This is a genomic window from Arthrobacter sp. SE2, from assembly GCF_058244265.1.
The window spans coordinates 1-17880 of the sequence record NZ_JBZAYA010000039.1 but is presented as its reverse complement, the minus strand read 5'-3'; the positions used below and the strand labels follow the sequence as shown (position 1 = coordinate 17880).

12 protein-coding genes and 2 pseudogenes are annotated in these 17880 nt (G+C 63.8%); 4 read left to right on the top strand and 10 right to left on the bottom strand.

What is annotated here, in order from left to right:
• Positions 1 to 921: 921 nt before the first annotated feature.
• The 3 genes and pseudogenes from AC4CS3_RS23615 to AC4CS3_RS23605 all read left to right on the top strand — a co-directional run.
• Positions 922 to 1152, top strand: coding sequence for a tyrosine-type recombinase/integrase (locus AC4CS3_RS23615; protein WP_490785489.1), 231 nt, complete (start codon positions 922 to 924; stop codon positions 1150 to 1152).
• The gene (locus AC4CS3_RS23610; RefSeq protein WP_490785487.1) at positions 1149 to 2078 is read left to right on the top strand and encodes a tyrosine-type recombinase/integrase; all 930 of its coding nucleotides are present in this window, start codon (positions 1149 to 1151) and stop codon (positions 2076 to 2078) included. Before AC4CS3_RS23615 ends, AC4CS3_RS23610 begins: the two co-directional genes overlap by 4 nt.
• A pseudogene (locus tag AC4CS3_RS23605) lies at positions 2075 to 2899 on the top strand (tyrosine-type recombinase/integrase); the annotation flags it as partial. The gene AC4CS3_RS23610 and the pseudogene AC4CS3_RS23605, both read left to right, overlap by 4 nt.
• A 44-nt stretch (positions 2900 to 2943) precedes the next feature.
• On the opposite strand, the gene AC4CS3_RS23600 reads toward AC4CS3_RS23605, so the two are convergent.
• From AC4CS3_RS23600 to AC4CS3_RS23555, 10 genes and pseudogenes are all read right to left on the bottom strand, one after another.
• Positions 2944 to 3714: an ATP-binding protein gene (locus AC4CS3_RS23600; protein WP_490785486.1), complete on the bottom strand. Its 771-nt coding sequence runs from the start codon at positions 3712 to 3714 to the stop codon at positions 2944 to 2946.
• Positions 3711 to 5402, bottom strand: coding sequence for an IS21 family transposase (gene istA, locus AC4CS3_RS23595; protein ID WP_490785488.1), 1692 nt, complete (start codon positions 5400 to 5402; stop codon positions 3711 to 3713). Before istA ends, AC4CS3_RS23600 begins: the two co-directional genes overlap by 4 nt.
• A gap of 377 nt (positions 5403 to 5779) precedes the next feature.
• Positions 5780 to 7336 (bottom strand): glycoside hydrolase family 32 protein, encoded by a 1557-nt coding sequence (locus AC4CS3_RS23590; protein ID WP_490785485.1) that lies wholly within the window; start codon positions 7334 to 7336, stop codon positions 5780 to 5782.
• Positions 7333 to 8403, bottom strand: a complete 1071-nt coding sequence (locus AC4CS3_RS23585; protein ID WP_490785484.1) for an ATP-binding cassette domain-containing protein — start codon at positions 8401 to 8403, stop codon at positions 7333 to 7335. The genes AC4CS3_RS23590 and AC4CS3_RS23585 overlap by 4 nt, the downstream gene beginning before the upstream one ends.
• On the bottom strand, positions 8400 to 9365 hold the full coding sequence (locus AC4CS3_RS23580) for an ABC transporter ATP-binding protein (RefSeq protein WP_490785483.1): 966 nt from the start codon (positions 9363 to 9365) through the stop codon (positions 8400 to 8402). The genes AC4CS3_RS23585 and AC4CS3_RS23580 overlap by 4 nt, the downstream gene beginning before the upstream one ends.
• On the bottom strand, positions 9362 to 10297 hold the full coding sequence (locus AC4CS3_RS23575; protein ID WP_490785482.1) for an ABC transporter permease: 936 nt from the start codon (positions 10295 to 10297) through the stop codon (positions 9362 to 9364). Before AC4CS3_RS23575 ends, AC4CS3_RS23580 begins: the two co-directional genes overlap by 4 nt.
• Before the next feature lie 10 nt (positions 10298 to 10307).
• Positions 10308 to 11285, bottom strand: coding sequence for an ABC transporter permease (locus AC4CS3_RS23570; protein WP_490785481.1), 978 nt, complete (start codon positions 11283 to 11285; stop codon positions 10308 to 10310).
• Positions 11286 to 11412: 127 nt separating this feature from the next.
• Positions 11413 to 13089: an ABC transporter substrate-binding protein gene (locus tag AC4CS3_RS23565; RefSeq protein ID WP_490785480.1), complete on the bottom strand. Its 1677-nt coding sequence runs from the start codon at positions 13087 to 13089 to the stop codon at positions 11413 to 11415.
• Positions 13090 to 13167: 78 nt separating this feature from the next.
• A complete protein-coding gene (locus tag AC4CS3_RS23560; RefSeq protein WP_490785479.1) occupies positions 13168 to 14238 on the bottom strand; it encodes a LacI family DNA-binding transcriptional regulator in 1071 nt (356 codons plus the stop codon).
• 220 nt (positions 14239 to 14458) lie between these two features.
• Positions 14459 to 14557: pseudogene (locus AC4CS3_RS23555) on the bottom strand (IS21-like element helper ATPase IstB); the annotation flags it as partial.
• A 558-nt stretch (positions 14558 to 15115) separates the two neighbouring features.
• Here AC4CS3_RS23555 and AC4CS3_RS23550 point away from each other — a divergent pair.
• Positions 15116 to 17656, top strand: a complete 2541-nt coding sequence (locus tag AC4CS3_RS23550; RefSeq protein WP_490785478.1) for a GH32 C-terminal domain-containing protein — start codon at positions 15116 to 15118, stop codon at positions 17654 to 17656.
• Positions 17657 to 17880 lie beyond the last annotated feature (224 nt).

Below are 17880 nucleotides of genomic sequence, written 5' to 3'. Positions count from 1 at the left end.
GGCAGCGTAGAATCATCCACTAATTCCGCTGTCCGAAATCCCCGCAGCAGCTCAAAGTGCAGTGTCGGGAACGAGAAGGAAAGCGGGCCAGCTGTGGCCGCACGTGGAGGGTTACCGGGCGTGGCTGACGCAGCGGGGTTACACACCTGGCACGGTCCGGAACATGTTGAAGGATTTGGGCCAGGTCGGTCTCTGGCTTTCTGCCGAGGGGCTCAAGACAGCGGATCTGAACGAGGAACGGTTGACTGCGTTCCAATCTGCCCGGCGACGGGGTGGCCGGAGCAGGAGCCCAGGTCCCCGCGCTTTGGTTCCCCTGATGAGCTACCTGCGGGAGGCGGGCGCCGTTCCCGAAAGAGCGCCTTTAGTGACGCCGTTGGGTTCGTTTCTGGCGTCGTACCGGCTGTGGATGGTCGAGGAGCGAGGCTTGGCGCTGACCACCGTGCTGCGATACGAGAACACCGCACGCCGGTTCCTTCAAGAGTCCTCGGCCGGTGGAGTGTTCGCCCCGGAGGCTCTGACCGGGGAGGACATCAATGCGTTCCTGCTCCGGGAATTCGTCCGGGTTTCGGCCGGGTCGGCGAAGGGCCGGGTGGCCGAGCTGCGTTCGGTCCTGCGTTTTCTCTATCTGCAGGGGATTACCGGGTTGAGTCTGGCGGCGTCGGTTCCTGCAGTGGGCGGATGGCGATTCGCGACTCTGCCGCCTCCTGGGATGTCCGCGTCGGATGTGCAGCTTTTGCTCGACAGCTTTGACCGCAGCACGCTGGTCGGTGTCAGGGACTTCGCGATAGTAATGCTGGTGGCGCGGCTCGGGCTGCGGTCCATCGAGGTCGCACGGATGGAACTGCATGACGTTGACTGGCGGTCCGGTGAGCTCATGGTCCGGGGCAAGGCGCGCCGGCAAGACCGGTTGCCGTTGCCGACCTGGTCGGCGATGTTGTCGAGCGGTCCTGCAAACGTGCAGGCCTGCCCAACGTCGGACCGCACGGGCTGCGGCACGCACTGGCCGGTGAGATGCTCCGCAAGGGCGCCGGATTGGTGGCGATCAGCCAGGTCTTGCGCCATCAGGATCTTGCCACGACAGCCCTCTACGCCAAGGTTGACCTGGTCGCGCTGCGCCAAGTTGCCCAGCCCTGGCCGGGGGTCGTGCGGTGAGTGCGCTGGAGCCGCATCTCGCGGACTATCTGCAACTGCGCCGTTCGCTCGGACACGAAATGGCCGAGGCCCGATGGCTGCTGCCAGGCTTCGTGGCTTATCTCGACGGTCTCAGAGCGTCCACGGTGACCACCCAGACGGCGCTGGATTGGGCGCAGCAAAAGCCGATAGGCCAAGTGGCGGCCGCGGGGCCGAGGCGGATGACGGCAGCCCGGGGGTTCGCCCGCTACCTGGCCGGCATTTACCCCGGCACGGAGATCCCGCCGTTGGGTCTGATGCCGCGCCGGCAACGATGGCGCCAACCGTTCATCTACTCCACAACCGACATCGAGGCGCTGATGGGCCAGGCACGCATCTCGATCCACTCACCGCTGCGCGCCGCGACCTACGAGACTTTGATCGGGCTGCTTGCGGCGGCCGGTCTGCGGATCGGTGAGGCAATCAAGCTCGACCGCAGCGACATCGACTGGTCCGAGAGCCTGCTTCTGATCCGCGAATCCAAGTTCGGCAAATCCCGGCTGGTTCCACTTCACCACACTGCCATGCAGGCGCTGGCCCGCCACGCCGAACTCCGGGACGAGCTCGAACCGCGACCGAAGGAGCCAAGCTTCTTCGTATCCCGGACCCACAAACGCCTCAGCTACGTGGTCGTCTGCCAGACATTCCGGCAACTGGTCGATGCCGCCGGCATCGGGGCCGGGGCACCTTCTGCGCCCAGGCTTCACGATCTGCGGCACACTTTCGCGGTCCGCACCCTCCTCAGCTGGTATCGCACCGGCGAGAACGTACAGGCGAAGCTTCCATCGCTGTCGACATACCTGGGCCACCGCGAACCGGCATCCACCTACTGGTATCTCTCCGCGCCGGAATTGCTCTCCCTGGCAGCAGAACGCCAGAACACCGGCTGGACGGCGGCACGCTCATGACGATGATCGCACCAACCCTGCAGATGTTCTTCACCGACCGGCCCGCCCAACAGCGCCAAGCCACCCCACGGACCATCGCAGCCTACCGCGATGCCCTCAAGCTGCTGCTGGAGTTCATCCACGCACGGACCGGCAAGTTGCCTTCCCAACTGGACTGGGACGACCTGGACGCGGCCATGATCACTGGATTCCTCACCCATCTGGAGACCACGAGAGGCAACAGCATCAGGACCCGCAACGTCCGCCTGACAGCAATCCGCTCACTGTTCTCCTACGCCGCGTTACGCCACCCCGAGCACGCACTGCTGATCCAGCGCGTTCTCGCCATCCCGCCGAAGCGGTTCGACAAGCGCATCGTGACGTTCCTGACCCCGCCCGAGATCGACGCCATCGTCGCTGCCCCGGACTTGTCCAGATGGGAGGGCCGACGCGACAGGGCCCTGATCCTGCTGGCCATCCAGACCGGGCTGCGGGTTTCCGAGCTCACGGGCTTGAACTGCGCCGATGTCACGCTGGGCACCGGCGCGAACGTCCGCTGCGAAGGCAAAGGACGTAAACAACGCGCCGTTCCTCTCACCGCTCCCGGTGAGGGACTGCTGCGTTCCTGGCTGGCCGAACGAGCCGGACAACCCCAAGACCCGATGTTCCCAACCCGCACCGGGCGGCGGCTCAGCCGCGACGCTGTCGCGCTGAGAGTCAGTACCCACGCGACCACCGCGGCAAAACACTGCCCATCGCTATCAGGCAAACGAATCCACCCCCACGTGTTTCGTCACAGCTGCGCAATGACCCTGCTCCAAGCCGGGGTCGACACTTCGGTGATCGCCCTCTGGCTCGGCCATGCCGGAGTACGGTCCACCGACGCCTACGTCCACGCCGACCTCACCATCAAGGAGAAAGCCCTCGCCCTGACCACACCAGCATCCGCGAGCCCCGGCCGATACCATCCGACAGACAAGGTCCTTGCGTTCCTCGAAAGCCTGTAACTATGCCGAGCCGCCAGCCGCCGGAACCCCGTGCACCAGCCCGAACCGACGGTTGCCTCGGCATAGTTGCGGGCTCGGCATAGGTCAATACAGAGTAGGTCGACGCGGCCGTAACGGGCGATGGTTTTGGCGAGGGCTTTATCGTTCTCGGCCTCCACGAGTTCGTTCACGAGTCTGGTCGCGAGGGTGTATTTGACCCGGAATCCTTTCTCCGCGGCCGCGGTGCCAAGGCCTATGAGCAGGTGGGATTTGCCGGTTCCTGAGTCCCCGATCAGGCACAGGGGCTGGCCTTTGCGGATCCAGTCCCCGCTGGCGAGGGTGTGGATCGTGGCGGGGTTGATGTTCGGATTCGCGTCGAAGTCGAAGTCGCCAAGCCATTTGTCCCGTGGGAAGCCGGCTGATTTGACCCTGCGGATCGAGGAACGCCGGTCCCGGTCATCACACTCTGCCAGCAGCAGTTCGGCAAGGAATCCTTGGTAGGAGAGTTGTTCTTTGCCGGCGACGGAGAGGGCTTCGTCCAGGACGGCCCTGATCGTGGGCAGCCGCAGCCGTCTGCAGGCTTGATCCACCGCGGCGACAGCGGCTTGTTCGGTCAGGCCGCGGCGGCGGCGCAGGGTCTGGGACACGACAACTGGCGGGGTTGGGCTCACGAGATCTGTTCCTTGGATGTGGTTGACGGTCCGGGTTCGGTGGCATGGGTGGTACGTTTGGCCAACAGCTGGTCATAGTCGGCAACTGTCGGGACCGGGCGGGTGTCCGGTGGCAGGCCCGCGATCACTGCCGCCGGGTCTGCCAGGCGGCGTTGGGTGAGACTGACAACGCGGTGCTCGACGACAGCGGTATTTACGCCGGGATCGCAATCGGGCCGGACCCAGCCTGGGGTGCTGCGTTCGGCCGCTATGCGTCTGGCTTCGACAGCGACGACGTCGGCGCTGACCGCGCCCACCGTCAGGGCAGCGGTGATCCCGGCAACCACGTGCTCGGCGTCCATCACCCGGTGCAGGAGCAGTACGTCGATCAGTTCCAGGACCGCTTTGGTGTCACCGTCTGTTTTGCGAGAAGCAGCCCAGAACGCGTCGTGCGCCGGGGTGAAGACCCCCGATTCCCGGGCTTGGGCCAGTGCCGTGGATCCCGGCAGCGCGCCGGGCTTGATCCGCAGCACTTCAAGGTAGTGGTCCAGCTGCACGCATTGCCTGCCCCTGCCCACCGTTCGTGGGTGGGTGGCGATCAGGGCACGGCCATCGAAGATCTTCACCTGCGTTGCTTGCAGGGACACCCGGACTTTCCGGTTGATGAACCGCGCCGGGACGGAGTACTTCATCGAACGGACCGTGACCAGCGAGGACCTGTCGACCCGTGGCGTGAGCACCAGGCCAGGATCAAAGGCTTCTGCCGGCAGCGGTGAGAGCAGGGGCTGTTCCACGGCGAAATCATCCCCGATCGTGCGCAGCCGGTGGGAGATCCTGCGGGTGTCTTCTTCCTCGTCCCAGACCCTGAGCTTGTCGTTGAGCTCGGCAAGGGTCTTCACCGCCGGGACCGGGGTTAGGAAGTTCCGCCGGAACCGGCCCACCTCACCTTCAATGCCGCCCTTCTCGTGGGCGCCCTTGATGCCTGGTTCGCAGTAGAAAGCGTCGAACCCAAAGTGCGATTTGAAAAGGACCCAGCGCTCGTTCTCCATCCGGTGCCGGCCGGCACCGTAGACGACCTTGGTCACGGCAGAGGTGAGGTTGTCATGGCGGATATGTTTGGTCGGCACCCCGCCAAGCACATTGAACGCGTCGATGTGGCCTTCGAGGAAGGCCTCCTGGGCACACGTTGGAAAAATTCGGTGGACGGACTTCCCAGAGTGACTGAGCCGGAAAGCGAACATGTAGCAGCGGGTCCTCACACCGTCCAGGTCCACCCACACATCACCGAAGTCGACCTCGGCTTCGGCGCCGGGGGCGTGTTCCTGCGGGATGAACGCGTCCACCGGCGCGTTCCCGGACTCAACCGCGATCTCGGCCCGGCGGGCCTTCACATACTGACGGACCGTGGAGTATGAAATGACCGCCTGGTGTTCGTCCACCAGACGGTCGAAAACCCGTTGCGCGGTATGGCGTTGCTTCCGCGGGGCATCCAGATCAGCGAGCAGCATCTGATCAATAACACTCTTCAACGGACCCAGCTTCGGAGCCCGGCGCTGGGGAGGCTTCCGCTCGGGCGGTTCCGCCGAAGCCAGAGCCTGACGGACAGTCCTCCTGGCAACCCGGTGCCGGCGGGCAAGAGCCCGGATAGACAAACCATGAACCCTGGCATCCCGCCGGCTACTCGCGAACAGCTCCACTCTCGACTCCATCACTGCCTTCCACTGTTGGGAAAAACACTTTGATGGAACCAACGGTGGGGTGGGCTCAACTGAAACTGCGATTCATCAACCGGCGAGCCGTGAAGTGGGCCCCGATCAGACTGCGAAACCGGTCTCCAATCAAGCTGCCATAATCAAGATGAGGCCGTTGGGGTCATTGAGCCATGTGTTTTTGGTGGCGTAATGCACTGTCGGCCGGGACGCTTCACGTGTGTGCGCGGTTACCGCGGTCATGAATCAAAGTCTCGTTTCATTTCGTCTTCCTGAGGAAGGGTGAGGCGGCCATCCAGCCGGCGAACGGCGCGGGGCGCTGTTCGGCGGCTGAGCGACTTGGAGATGACTCCAAAGGCGGGAGAGGGCGGACTGAGTTAGGGGAAGAGGTTCCGAGCTCCTCCAAAGATCTCAGCCATGGTCCAGGCATCGAAGGAGAGCAGCCTCACGGTGCCTTCGGCGGCGATGCTCACGTGCTCACCGGCCAGGGTCGGGTAAACGCGGGCGGTGAGCGGCTTGCCGTTGGCGAAAATTTCGACGGCGGACCGGTCCACCAGAACGCGCAGGTGCACCCGGCCGTCGGGCATCGGGAGCGGTCCGGACTTGTCGTCGACATCAACGGTTGGATCGAGGCTGCTCTGAGTACGGTCGAGGCGGAGTGTGCCTTGGCTGCCGCCTTCAGTGGTCCGGCACAGCTCGATCACTGTTTCCTCCCTGGAACTGCCGAAGACACCATTGTCAGCCGATCCAAGCAAGCCCAGCCGCAGCACAGCACCAGGCTCGAGCTGCACATCCAGTTCGAGGTCCAGTTGGTTGCCGGACACCCCGGTAGGCACAGGTGCCCCGGGCACCAATTCCTGTTCCGGCAGGCCGACGTGGTCCCGGCGCAGCTTCTCGATTTCGGGCACGGGTGCGAAACGGAGAGTCCCGTCATCGGCCAGGGTGGTGACGCGCGGCAAACTCATGACGCCCGACCATCCGGCCTCCACCATCGCGGCATTGCTGCGGCCCTCCTGAAGCCAGCCAAACATGATGCGTCGGCCGGACTGATCCTGGAAGGACTGCGGCGCGTAGAAGAACCGTCCTCCGTAGTCGAGCCGATGCAGCCCGGCAGGCTCGAAGGAGTTTTCCGAATAGCGACCGGTCCAGTACAGCGGGTGTCTGGTGTCGCCGTCGTCCCATGCGGAAAAGACCAGCACGTCGGGCGCGTCAGCAGAAGTACGAACCGTACCCAACGAGCCCCCGCCTGCCCGGAACAGGTCAACGCATTCCCACATGGTCCCGGTCCAGTCGGTATCGGCAGGATCGCCCTGGGAGGCGTCACCGATGAACAGCGGCCCGACGTATTCCCAGGAGCGCAGATCGCGGGACTCGTACAGGAACGCCGTACCGCCGCGCCCACGAATGCCCGATCCCACCAACTGCCGCCAGATGGACTCCTCGCGCCACACGCAGTGATCGCGATACGCCGTGATCTCCACGCCGGCCGGCGGGGCTGCGATGACCGGGTTCTGAGGAATTTTGCTCCACCTCAGCAGGTCTGCGGATCCCACGGCAACGCAGGGCAACTCCTTCTCGCCTAGCCGGCCCGAGTACACCAAGGTGGGCGTGCCACCGTCGTTCACCAACACCCCCGACCAGCAGCCGTCGGCGTCCGGACCTGCGGACGGTTCCAGTGCCACTGGCTGGTCCGTCCAGTGGACGAGGTCGGTGCTGGTGGCGTGGCCCCACTGGATGCGGTGGTGGAAGGCGCCTTCGGGGTTGTACTGGTAGAAGAGGTGATAGGTGCCGTTCCATTGGCTCACGCCGTTGGGGTCGTTCAGCCAACCGGCCGGGGACACGAAATGGAAGCGCGGCCGAAGGGGGTCCGCATCGGCGCGGGCAATCAGTTCGTCCTGGGGGACGGTGGCGAGCGGGTGCGTCGATTCTGTCATGCGGAGGCCTTGTTGACGGTAGGTTCAGTTGCCAAGGCGTGGCCGCCGGCTCCAGCCTGCGGGCGGTAGAGGTGGCAGCGCACCCAGTGGAGGTTTTCAGGGTCGCCGACACCGTGGCGAACGGGTTCCTCGGCCGAGCAGGCCTGGTTTGGGTCGCCGTCGAAAGCGCAAGTGGTCGAAGCCATCACAGCCTGCCGCAGCTCGGCCCGGCGGACGGGATCGTAGGAGCCCGCCCTGGCCGGATCCGGGACGGCTGAGACCAGCAGTTGCGTATACGGGTGGGCCGGGTTGGCCAGGAGGTCCAAGGACTCGCCCTCTTCAACGAGTTCACCGGCGAACATGACGGCTGTCCGGTCCGCGAGGTATCGGGCCGAAGCGAGGTCGTGTGTGATGTAGAGCATGGAGATTCCCTGCTCATCGCGGAGTTTGCGCATCAGGTTCAGCACGCCGATCCGGACCGAAACATCCAGCATGGAGGTGGGTTCGTCAGCGAGGATGACCTGTGGTTCCACGGCGAGGGCCCGGGCGATCGCGACTCGCTGGCGCTGCCCGCCGGAGAGCTCGTGCGGGTAGGAGTTCAGCATGTCGGCCTGCAGGCCTACGGTGGTCATAAGCTCCTCGAGTCGCTGCTGTGTCTCTGTCTCGGAGCTGCCGCCCTTCCGGTGGATCGCTAGCGACCTCCGCAGGAAATGCTCCACTCTGTGGGCAGGATTCAGCGAGCCGAAGGGATCCTGGAAGACCATCTGCAGTTGGGAGCGGAAGGCGCGCGATGCCTGGAAGCGGTCGCGCTTGAGGACGTCGACGCCGTCGATCAGGATCTCGCCGGAGCTCGGTCGTTCCAGCCGGGCAACGCACCGGGCCAGGGTGCTCTTACCCGACCCGGACTCTCCCACGAGGGCCACGATTTCTCCGCGGCCAATGGTCAGGTCTACGCCGTGCAGGGCCCGGACGGACTCCCGGGAGAACAAACCACCTATAGGGAAAGACTTTCCTAGTCCGCGGACCTCGAGGGCCGTAGCTTCTGTGTCGGGGGAGGGGCGCTGGGATGAAAGCACAGCGTGGCTCATCGTGCGGCTCCTTCCATGATGGCGGTGTCATCAGCCGCTGAAGCGTCGGCACTGACCGGTGCCACGAAATGGCCGGGTGCTGCTTGGCTGAGGTCCGGGATGTTTCGGAACTTCACGCCGTCGGGCAGTCCGGTCAGCGGAACCCGCGGACCGGTGAGCGGCGGGAACGCACCCATGAGGGCCTGAGTGTAGGGGTGGCGGGGGTTTGCGTAGACGTCCCGGGCTTTCGCGGTCTCCACGATCCGGCCTCCGTACATCACGGCCATGCGGTGCGAGAGCTCCACCATGAGGGACATGTCGTGGGTGATGAAGAGGACGGAGAATCCCAGTTCGCGTTGGAGTTCCTTGATTTGGGCCATGATTTCCTGCTGCACCACGACGTCCAGCGCGGTGGTGGGTTCGTCGAGGATCAAGAGGGACGGCTTGAGCGCTACGGCCATGGCGATCACGGCGCGCTGCCGCATGCCTCCCGAGAGCTGGTGTGGGTAGGACTTGAGGCGTGCGGGGTCGATCCTCACCAATTCGAGCAACTCGCCGGCGCGCCGCAGCGATTCTTTGCGCGAGTGGCCCGCATGAGTGGTGAAAATATCCACAATCTGCTCGCCGATGGTCAGCACTGGGTTGAGCGAGTTCATGGCCGACTGGAACACCATAGCGACGTCCTGCCAGCGGAAGCGCCGCAGCTCGTCCGGGCTCATGGCCAGGACATCCTTGCCGCCGAAGGAGATGCTGCCGCCGGCGATCTTCGCGGGATCCTTCAGGAGGCGCATGATCGAGTTGGCGATGGTGGACTTCCCACAGCCGGACTCGCCCGCCAGCCCGAACACCTCACCGGTGCCGATGCTGAAGGAAACACGGTCGACGGCGGTGGTGGAGCGGGTGTCGCCGATGTACTTGACGCTGAGGTTCTTGACGTCGAGGACGGGCTCATGGGAGCCGAAGGAAACTTGTGAGACTGTCACTTGGCGGCGCTCCTTTCGGTATTCTTTGGGGTTTTGATCTTCCGTAGCCGCGGATTAGTGACCTCGTCCACGGCATAGTTGATGAGGGCCAGTGCGAACGCGACCAGCGCGATGCAGACACCCGAGGGAACAAAGACCCACCAGCTGCCGGTCAGTAGGGCGCCCTCGTTGCCGGCCCAGAAGAGGTTGTTGCCCCAGGAAACGGTGCTCACGTCGCCCAGGCCAAGGAACTCCAGGCCTGCCTGGGCGCCGATACCGTAAATCACGCAGCCGAGCAAGGTTCCCATGACGATCGATGCCATGTTCGGCAGGATTTCCCGGAACATGATGCGGCCCGCCCGTTCGCCGGACACAACGGCCGCGGCCACAAAGTCCTTTGAGCGGATGGACAACGCCTGGGAGCGCAATACCCGTGCCGACCCGGCCCAGCCGGTGACCACGAGCACCAGGATCACGGTTCCCAAACCCGGCGGCAGGAAAGCTGCCAGGATGACAAGGAGCGGGAGTCCGGGCAGGAGCAGGAAGACGTTGGTCACCAGGGACAGTGCTTCGTCAATGAACTTGCCGAAGTACGCCGACGCCAGGCCCACCAAAATGCCGATGAAGGTGGATGCGAAGCCCACAGTCAACCCGACGAACAGGGAACTGCGGGAGCCATGGACAGTCAGGGCAAGCACGTCCTGACCTTTGGCCGTGGTGCCGAGCCAGTGCTCGGGAGACGGTTCCAGCGAGGCCATCGCGGTGATCCGCGATGGGTCTCCGGGGAACAGCACGGGGGCCAGGAACGCAAGCGCGATGAACACGAGCATCACGATCATGCCCACCAGGGCCTTCTTGTTGGTGATAAGTCCGTGGACGAAACTGCGGTTGGGCTTGCGGGCAGCTGTGGGCTCAGTGGGCTCAGTGGGCTGCTTGAGAATTGCGGTTGTCATGATGGGTCCCTCAGTTGCTGCGCACACGCGGGTCGAGGCGGACGTAGAGGATGTCCACCAGGAAGTTCGCGAGCAGCACGGCGGCGGTGATGGTCAGGAACAGGCCCTGCATAAGCGGGTAGTCGAGGCCTTGGACGGCGTTGAGGAGTTGGTAGCCGACGCCGGGATACGCGAACACCACTTCGGTGAGCATTGCACCACCCACCACGAAGCCCAGGCTCATGCCGAAGCTCGTGACCGACGGGAGCATGGCGTTCCTTGCCGCGTAGCGGAGCATGATGCGGCCCGGCCGGAGACCCTTGGCCTCTGCCATGGTGATGTAGTCCTCGGCGTTCGTGGCGATCATGGTGTTCCGCATGCCCAACATCCAGCCGCCGATGGACACCAGGACGATCGTCAGCGCCGGGAGCACAAGGTGCGCGCCGACGTCGCCGATGAACTCCCAGGTGAAGGCGGGCTCCAGTCCATCCGTGAAAGCGTGGCGGATCGGGAACCAGCCCAGCACTACGCCGAACAGGTACAGGGCTCCCATGGCCAGCCAGAAGTACGGGAAGGATCCAATGAAGATCAGGAGCGGCGGCAGGGCGGAGTCGATCGCGCCGCCGCGTCGCCAGGCGGCCAGGATGCCGAGGAGATTGCCAATGATGGCGGCGAACACCAGGGCGGTTCCGCCCAGCAAAAGGGTCCAGCCGATCTGGCTGGCGATGACCTCGGTGACCGGGGTGGGGAAACGCGAGATTGAGACACCCACCTGGCCGGTCAGGATGTTGTGCATGTAGTCGACGTACTGTTCCCAGAGCGGCCGCGTATCCACGCCGAGCATCTTGCGCAGGGCTTCGATCTGTTCGGGCTGCATCTTGCCCTGGGTACGGGCGAACATGCGTGAGACGGGGTCTCCCGGCATGAAACGCGGGAGCAGGAAGTTGAGGGTGATGGAGGCCCAGAAGGCGATCAGGTAGAAACCCAGGCGGCGCAGGATGAAGCGCACGGTTGCTCCGTTCGGGAAAGGCGGGGTCCGGGACGACAGTGGTCCCGGGCGGGAAAGATGAAAAGGTTCTCGGCCGGTGGGAACCGGAATATGGCACCTACAGCCACCGGCCGAGAACTGGCGCCGGCTACTTGCGCGGTTCCAGAGTGGTCAGGACCAGGACCGTGGTGAGGGAGCGGTCAGAGAGCGTTGCGTAGGGGTTGTCCTGAGTGGGCCATCCCGTGAAGTGAACGTCCGTGTAGTCGCCCCATTCGGGGCCGGAGAACAGCGGAACCGTCGGGGCCACCGCGTTGTATTCTGCCTGAAGCTGGTTCGCGATCTGCTTCTGTGCGGCTTCGTCGCCAGCAGCAGCGAACTGCTGCAGGAGATCATCGGCCTTTGGATCCCCGAAACGGTGGTAGTTCTCGGTGGCCTTGGCGCCCACCGGCTTGACGGTGGATGTGCCCATGGTGGAGCTGAAGTACTTGAACGGGCTGGGGTCGTTCGCGCTCCAGACGATGCCGGTGTCGAACGTTCCCTGCTCGTAGCCGGAGACGACGGAGGCCCAGTCAGGGGAGTCCACCTTGGCGGTCACGCCGATGGCCTGGAGGTTCTGGGAGATCACGTTGGCCACGGAGAGCCAGTCGGAGGAGCTGGCGCCCACGGAGATCTTGAACTCGAAAGGCTTGCCGTCCTTGAGGGTGCGCTTGCCGTCCGCGCCCTTGGGGTAACCGGCGGCGTCGAGCATCTTGTTCGCTTCGTCGACGTTCAGCTTGGTCCAAGTGCAGTTGTTCGCCACATCGGCGTTCTTCCAGCTCGCGTAGTTGCCGGAGAGGCCTGTGCAGTCGGCCGGAGTGGCGTACCCGCTCATGCCGATCTTGGTGACCTGGTCACGGTCAACCGCCATGCTCAGGGCCTTGCGCACCGTCGCGTCATTGAACGGCGCCTCGCTGGTGTTCAACTGCCAGTTGATCATGGCGCCCGTCGGCGGGAACCAGAAGTGGCGGTGGTCCTTGTCCTTTGCGATGAAGGTCTTCTCGATGTTCGGGATGAACTGGGTGGACCAGTCCACATCGCCGTTGACGCTGGCCAGGTTGGCGGCATCGTTTCCGGACATCGCCAGCATCTTGATGCCGGCGATCTTCTGCTTGTCAGGCTGCCAGTAGTTCGGGTTCTTCTTCAGCACGAAGGACTGGGACTGGAAGCTGTCCACCTGGGTGTAGGGGCCGGTTCCCACGGGGTTGGCGTTGGTGTCCTTCGCCGGATCGGCGATGGATGACCAGATGTGCTTGGGGAGGATGGGGAGCTGCCCGATCTCATAGAGCGCGGGGGACCAGGGCTTGTTGAAGGTGAATGTCACCTTGTCGGTGCCCGCCGGAGTGACGGAATCCAGGTACTCGAAGCCGCCCTTGAGCTTCTTCTGCAGCTGGAAGGTGTAGGCCACGTCATCGGCGACGAAAGGCTGCCCGTCGGACCACTTCACGCCGTCACGCAGGGTGAAGGTGACGGACTTGCCGTCCTTGGCAGCGTCCCAGGAGGCGCCCAGCCAGGGGACGGTGTTGCCTTTGGCCGGGTTGAAGACCAGCAGGGGTTCGTAGATGGCCTGCTGGACCATGGGGTTCACAGTGGGGGCGAAGGGGTTGAAGTTACGGTCGAAGGTGCTCATGTCCTCACGCGGGATGGTCAGGAAGGCGTTCGCGTTAGCTCCGGCGTCGGTGCCTGCGGACTTGTTGACGGTGGCAGCGCAGCCAGTCAGCAGCATCGCACCCACAGCCAGTCCGGCCGCTGCAATGCGGGCAGACCTCAAGAATCGGGGTTGTGTCATGATGGGTATCTCTTTCCTATCTTCATCAGCAAGGTGAAGGGGTGGGTAAGGGTTTGCTCTTCGGCATTGATTTCACGGTCAGACCGAAGAGCGTTCTAGCAGCGGACAGTCGACCAATTGCTGGTCGGCAGTGATCGGCTGTCCTGCTGTGAGAGCTGCGAGCGTCTGGACTCCCAGTGCGCCCATTTTTTCGAAGGGCAACGCAACCGTGGTCAGCTTTGGCCTGAGGTAGGCCGCAATCAGTTCCTGGTTGTCGAAGCCGATCACGGCGATGTCTCCGGGGATGGTCAGTCCCCGTTCCTTGATGGCGTCATAAGCGCCCATCGCCATGCGGTCATTGAGGCAGAACAGGGCGGTTGGCCTTTGATCTTTCGGATAGCGGTCCAGGATTTCGCAGGCCGCCTCGTAGCCTCCATCCGCCGTCGCATGCCCGGACACCACCAGCTCCGGATCCAGTTCGAGCCCGGCGCCGGCGAGTGCTTCGCGGGCACCCTCCAAACGCCCGACGGCCGCGGGAATGTGCGGGTCCAGGTTGATGACTCCGATCCTGCTGTGGCCGGCCCGGAGCAAACGCTCGACGGCAACCCTGCCGCCCGCGCGCTCGTCCGGGACGATCGAGGGCAGCTTCCCGTCCGCGTCGAAACAATTGATCAGGACGGTGGGAACCTCGTGGGCGCTTTCCGGAACATGCACGCCGCGGTGGTACGTTGCCGCGTACAAAAGTCCTTCCACTCGTTGTTCCAGCAGCTTTTCCGTTGCTGCATCTTCCAGGCCTTGATTGGGTCCTACGGCATCGGCCTGGTCGGAAGGCGCGATGAGCAGGAACCGATGGTCAAGCCAGGCCTGGTCCTGGGCGCCCTTGATGATGTCCACCGCAAACGGGGCCGTCACGATCTCGGTGACGAGTCCGTACCAATCACTGCGCTGGGAAGCCAGTGCGCGTGCTCCGGCGTTCGGGCGGTAACCCAAAGCCTGCACGGCGTCGTTGATGCGGGTGCGCGTTTCCTCAGAAATGCTGGCGTTTTCGCGGTTGCTCAGCACGAACGAGACTGCTGTACGGGAGACACCGGCGTGCTGGGCGACATCACTCATGGTCACACCCCGCTGCCGCACAGCCGCGGCTTTCCTGGGGGTCGTGGTTTTCGCCATTGCATGCTCCGGTGGTCTTCGTTGGTCCTGGGTGTTGTGCCAGGGTTCGGTCTGAGGTGTTCCCGCGCTTGCGCTGAGGTAACGCGAGTTACCTACCGCATTGTGAGCGAGGTTACACGCGTTACCTCGTAGCTGTCAACGGCTTCCACCGGGATACCACCCGGCGCGAGCACCCATTGAACTTCCTCGTGGCGGCTTGGCTGGCCGCTTGTTGGGCCAGTGTGTGGGCGAGGCGGTAGGAGGCCGTCCCGGTTTCGATGACGGCTCCGTTGAAGGTGAGCCGGTCCACGATGGCCGCGCAGAGGCGCGGGTCGGTGAAGGCCAATCTCCGAGGTCGACACCGTTGTCTCCTCCTAGTCGACTTCCCTCACGGCCCGGCGATTTAGTTATATTTTCCCTGCTCGCTCGTAGGCTCGCTCGTAGACCCGGTATGGCCACGCGCCCCCGGCAGATCCGAGGATTGGAGCATCCGAGCTGGAGATGACTGGTTGGATTGGCCTTGGCTATCGCCCCCGATTGCCGCGGTCCGCGTGCTGGGATTGAGCCATCCACCAAGCGGAAAGGGCCCCGGGTTGATGTTTCTGCATCGGATATTCTGCCCCGTGGTTTTCTTTGAAATCGTTGACTTGTCCGGTGGACAGGTCGTAAGTTCCCCTTTTGACAACGTTGTCTACGTTCCGGTGACTCTGGCGCAAAACGCGCGCAGGATTTGATTCAACCAAGTCCCTGCAAAACCAGCCCGGGCGACAACCGGCATTACCTGCCTGTCACTGTCGACACGAAAGGTGAATACGTGCGCCGCACACATTCCGGTCCCGGGCTGACACCCGGACCAAAATCAAAAAAGGGTCTCAACGCCCTGATCCTCGCAGCCGTAATGACTGCTGGCAGCGCCCTTCCGCTGTCCGCCCCGGCTCTGGCCGCGGACACCTCCGGGGCGGCCTCGACGCCTTCCGGCGCGGCCGGGACTTCCGCGCCCTACTCCGAGACATACCGGCCCCAGTTCCACTTCAGCCCGGCGACGAACTGGATGAACGATCCGAACGGGCTGCTCTACTACCAGGGCGAATACCACATGTTCTTCCAGTACAACCCTTCCGGGGACACCTGGGGCAACATGTCTTGGGGCCACGCCGTCAGCACCGACCTGGTGCACTGGACGCAGCTACCGCTGGCCATTCCGCAGGATGGGAAAGACATGATCTTCTCCGGCAGTGCGGTCATCGACAAGAACAACACGACAGGTTTCGGCCAGCCGGGCAACCCTGCCATGGTGGCCATCTACACGGCGGCCGATAAAGCCACAGGCAAGCAGTCCCAGGCTCTCGCCTACAGCATGGACAAAGGCCGGACCTTCACCAAGTACGCCGGGAACCCAGTCCTGGATATCGGCTCGAACAATTTCAGGGACCCGAAAGTGTTCTGGTACGAGGCCGGGCATGAGTGGCTGATGTCAGCCGTGCTGTCTGACCAGCACAAGGTGACTTTCTACAGTTCTCCTGACCTGAAAACGTGGAAACATCTGAGTGATTTCGGACCTGCCGGTGCCACCGGCGGCGTCTGGGAGTGCCCGGATCTGTTCCCCTTGCCGGACCCGGCCAATCCCGGGAAACAGAAGTGGGTACTCACGGTCAACCTCAACCCCGGCGGGATCGCCGGGGGTTCGGGCGTGCAGTATTTCACGGGAAGTTTCGACGGTACGACGTTCACCTCCGATGACAAACCCTACGTCGCCCCAGCGGGAACCCCGCTGGACAGCTTCGAGACCGGCAGCTTCGGGAGCTGGACAGCCACCGGCACCGCGTTCGGCACCTCGCCCGCCGCCGGCACGCTGCCCAACCAGCAGACCGTCTCCGGATTCCCGGGCAACTACCTGGTCAACAGCTTCAACGGCGGCGACGGGTCGACCGGGACGCTGAGCTCGCAGACATTCACGGTCAGCAAGCCCCACCTGAACTTCCTCGTCGGCGGCGGCAACCACCCCTACGTACCCAACACGGTACCGTTCGGCACCCTGCCGACCGGTCAGGTCTTCAACGACTTCTCAGGGACCACCTACGGTGCCGGGTGGACCGCCACCGGATCCTTCGTCAACTCCGGCCCGTCGACAGAGAGCCTGCCCAACCAGCTCGGCCCGAAGGTGCTGGACACCTATGCGCCCGCGGGGGATCCCGGCACGGGCACCATCACCTCGCCGACGTTCACGGTCAACAGCCCGTACATCGATCTCCAGGTCGCCGGCGGGAACCACCCCTCGGGCCAGGCGAACCCGACCGCGGTCAACCTGATCATCGGCGGACAGGTCGTCGCGACCACCACCGGCCCCAACAGCCCTGACCTGACGTGGACGAACTGGGACGTGAGCAAGTACCAAGGCCAGCAGGCACAGATCCAGGTCGTGGACCAGAACGACGGGTCCACCGGAGGATGGGGCCACCTCATGGTGGGCGACATCGTCTTCGCCGACACCGCAGCCAAGCCCTGGGACACGCAGACCTCCGTCAACCTCGTGGTGGACGGAAAAGTCGTGCGAAGCTCCAGGGGACAGGACAGCGAAAGCCTGGACTGGAACAGCTGGGACCTCAGCGACCTTCAAGGAAAAACCGGGCACATCGAAATCAGCGACAACAACACAGGGGGCTGGGGGCATATCCTCGCCGACCAGTTCACCCTCTCCGACACCGCTGCACAACCGGCAATCCAGCGCGCACACTGGGTCGATTACGGCAAGGACAACTACGCCGGAGTCACTTTCAACGACGCCCCCGGCGGCAAACGGATCATGATCGGCTGGATGAACAACTGGGACTACGGAGGATCCATCCCCACCTCACCCTGGCGCAGCGCGATGACGGTCCCCCGGGAGCTGTCACTTCAAAACGTTGACGGGGTAACCCGTCTGGCGCAGACACCGGTCAATCAGCTCAACGAACTCACCACAGGGCCGTCCGTCCACGAGGAGAAAATGTCCGTGCCCGCCGGAAGCACCGTCCTGCCGGCCACAGGGAAAGCGGTCGACATCACCGCGTCCTTCGCTGCCGGTACCGCCAGCTCCTATGGACTGAAGGTCCACACCGGGTCCGGCCAGGAAACTCTCATCGGTTATGACAACAAGTCCGGACAGGTCTACATCGACCGGACCAAGTCCGGCGCCGTAGGATTCAGCTCCAGCTTCCCCGGAGTCCAGACCGCGCCGCTAACCACGACTGGAGGAGCGGTCAAACTTCACATCCTGGTCGACTGGTCCTCGGTCGAAGTCTTCGCCGACGACGGAAAGATCGTCCTGACAGACCAGATCTTCCCCGACCCATCCAGCCAAGGCATCGAAGCTTTCTCCAACGGAGGAAACGCTAACCTCACCTCCCTGGACGTCAAGCAGATGAAGTCAGCCTTGCCATCAGCTAGCCCCCAGCAATAACAGCGAATCCCGGCAACACACACCTACCAGGCCGCTGCGCCCGCAACGTACCCGCTGCGGGCGCAGCACCCAACCCGTGCTCGCTCATCGCCGACAGCCTGGAGGCCCGCAACCGGCAAAGCGCTGATTTCGATTTCCCGGCGCGCATCACCCACTCGTTTGAGGATTCTGAGCTGCTGCGGGGATTTCGGACAGCGGAATTAGTGGATGATTCTACGCTGCCA